Here is a 2,556-nt window from a genome sequence, read left to right on the forward strand (position 1 = left end):
GTACGTCCGGTACGCGGGCGCCCCTCCACCTTGCGAGGCTTCCCCTCGGCCCTGCGGGCCTGGGGAGACCCCATGGCACCGCACGCCGCGGGGCCCGCCCTCCGGGCGGCCGGCGCCACTTCGCGGCCCCGACCTAGTTCAGTGGTTCCAGCGTCATGAAGGCCTCCTGCGGATTGCCGTCGTGCACCAGCGACTCATGGGCGCCCACGTCGTCGAAAGCGAAGCCGTACGCCTTACCGTCGGCCATCTGTCCGTGGATGATGCGGGAGTAGTGGTTGGTGACGGCGTCACGGTAGAAGGTGGCGCTGTTCGCGTCGGGTTGGGCCGGGTTGGTCAAGAGCGTCGACCGGTTGAAGGCCGCGCACAGGGTGCGGGAGATCGGGCCGCGGACGAGGTCGTTGGGTGCGTCCAGCAACTTGTAGCAGCCGAAGACACTGTCGGAGTCCGGCTTCTGGAAGCTGGTGACCACCGCTCCCGATCCGTTGGTGAAGTTCATGACGTTGCCCGAGACCCGGCCGTAGTACTTGGTGTTCGGTTGGTTCACGAAGGGCGTCACGGTGAGCGTGGAGGAGCTGTACTTGTTCCAGACCCGGTTGATGTAGTCGTTCATGACGCCGGCCGAGATTCCGCCCGCCTCGATGCCGTGACCGGGTGAGAGCGCGCGCAGCGGCGTGCCATCGGGGCGGTTCTGGATCAATCCGCCCCAGCCGGCCGAACGCAGTTGTCCGAAGACGGCGTTGTAGCCGCCGGGCTTGAGCCGGCCCGTGTTCGTGACCGTGCCGTCTGCCGCCTTCACGCCCACCGCGTACGGGGCGGAGAACATGTCGACCTGGGTACTGTTGATCCACAGGCCGGCGTCGTTGAGCGTGTACTCGGACCAGTTGAACAGGATGTTGCGGTTGGGGTCGGAGGGGTTCTGCACGGCGGGCTGCACCAGGCCGCCGGTACTGAGCTTGAAGACGATCTTCTGGCCGATGGAGAAGTAGACGCGTCCGAAGAACTTGGGTATCCGGATGGTCTTGGTCTGCCCGTTGGCCGGGCCCGTGATCGATGCGTCGGGCGCGGGGGTGGGGGGATTGCCTCCCACGGGCCAGGGGTGGAACGCGCCGTTGGCGTCGGCCCAGCCTTGCCGGCCGGTCGTCAGCTGCGTGCCCAGGTTGTACACGTACACCGGCTCGCTGCGTCCCGAGCTGTTCTTGATGGTGAGCGGGATGGTCGCCGGTACGGCTTCTGCCGCCGACGGGCCGATCGCCATCAGGCCGGCGACGACAACCAGCGCCGAGACCGCGGACGCAAGCACTTTCGATAAGCGGAACACGATCTGCCTCCTGTGGGGACACCTGCAAGTGGGGGAGGATGGGCAGCGCTCCAGGTCCTGAGGATTGATGACTGAGAGCGCTCTCAGCCTCGGCGTGTGTTCAACTTCTGTCAATGACCTGGCGGGCCCGGGCGGAACCACGCGGCTGGGATCGGCACCGGCACCGGCACCGGCACCGGCACCGGCCCAGCGCATCTCCGGCCGTTCTCGGCTCGGCTACTCTCGGCGCCCACTGACGTTCACGCTGCGGTCGGGCACGCCGCAACCGAACCGCCACTCGGGAGACGCCGACGTATGAGTACGCCACCCTCGCCGCTTCGCCCCGGACGGTCTGACGGCTCGTCCGTCCGGATCGGCGTTCTCGTTCCGCTGAGCAGGCCTGGCTGGGTCGAGGCGGGCCACCACTTGCTCGCCGGAGTCGAGCTGGCCGTTCACGAGGTCAACGGCGCCGGAGGGATCGCCGGAAGGCCGCTCGAGCTACTGGTCCGGGACACCGCGGCCGATCCGCTGAGGGCCGCGGCGGCCGTGGACGAGTTGGCCCGGCTCGGCGTGGCTGCTGTGGCGGGTGAGTACCACAGCGTCGTCGCTCGCGCCGCCGCTGCCCGGGCCGACGCCCTCGGCCTGCCGTTCCTCTGCTCTTCGGCGGTTCTCGACGCGCTCACCGAACAGCCGACGCAATGGGTCGCGCGCCTCTCCCCGGCACAGTCCCACGGCTGGCAGATCTATGCGGACTTCCTCCTCGGCGCGGGCCACGATCGCATCGCCGTAGCGACCCAGTCGAGCGTCTATTGGGCGTCCGGGACCCGCATCCTGCAGGAGTACCTCGCTCCGCGCGGCGGTTCCGTCGTGGAACTCGACATGAGCAGGCTCTCCCCCAGCGCGGTGTGCGACGAACTCGTCGACCGTCGCGCGACGGCCCTCCTCCTTCTGGTCGGCCACCCGGAGCCGGCGGTGCCGATCGTCAAGGCGGTCCGCCGCGACCGGCGACTCGCCGAGATCATGATCGGTGCTCCGGCCGGGCAACCGGAGTTCCCCGAATGGGCGGCGCTGCTGGGCGACGACGGCGCCGCCGTCCCGTTCCTGCGCTACCTGCCCGAACGCCTCGGCCCGCTCGGGGCACGGGTCGGGACGGCCCTCCGCGAACGGCTGGGCGTAGCGCCCTCCTTCGTCGCCTTCGAGGGGTACGACGCGGTGGTCGTCCTCGCCGAAGTGCTGCGTTCGGGCGGCGCGGGCGAGGC

General features: G+C 69.4%; 2 protein-coding genes. One reads left to right on the forward strand and one right to left on the reverse strand.

Going from position 1 to position 2,556, the window contains the following annotated elements:
- Positions 1-133: 133 nt before the first annotated feature.
- Positions 134-1,255 carry a glycoside hydrolase family 64 protein gene (locus ACWGIU_RS35210; RefSeq protein WP_453712166.1) on the reverse strand — a complete coding sequence of 374 codons (1,122 nt, stop codon included), beginning with the start codon at positions 1,253-1,255 and terminating at the stop codon, positions 134-136.
- 357 nt (positions 1,256-1,612) lie between these two features.
- On the opposite strand from ACWGIU_RS35210, the gene ACWGIU_RS35215 reads away from it, so the two are divergent.
- Positions 1,613-2,556: ABC transporter substrate-binding protein (locus ACWGIU_RS35215; protein ID WP_453712165.1), on the forward strand; the 944-nt coding region annotated here is incomplete at its 3' end.

It is taken from the genome of Streptomyces sp. NPDC054840, from assembly GCF_053611065.1.

What these genes read in the sequence shown, in the direction of transcription:
- ACWGIU_RS35210 (WP_453712166.1), bottom strand. Translation starts at nt 1,255, where the DNA reads ATGGCGATCGGCCCGTCGGCGGCAGAAGCCGTACCGGCGACCATCCCG.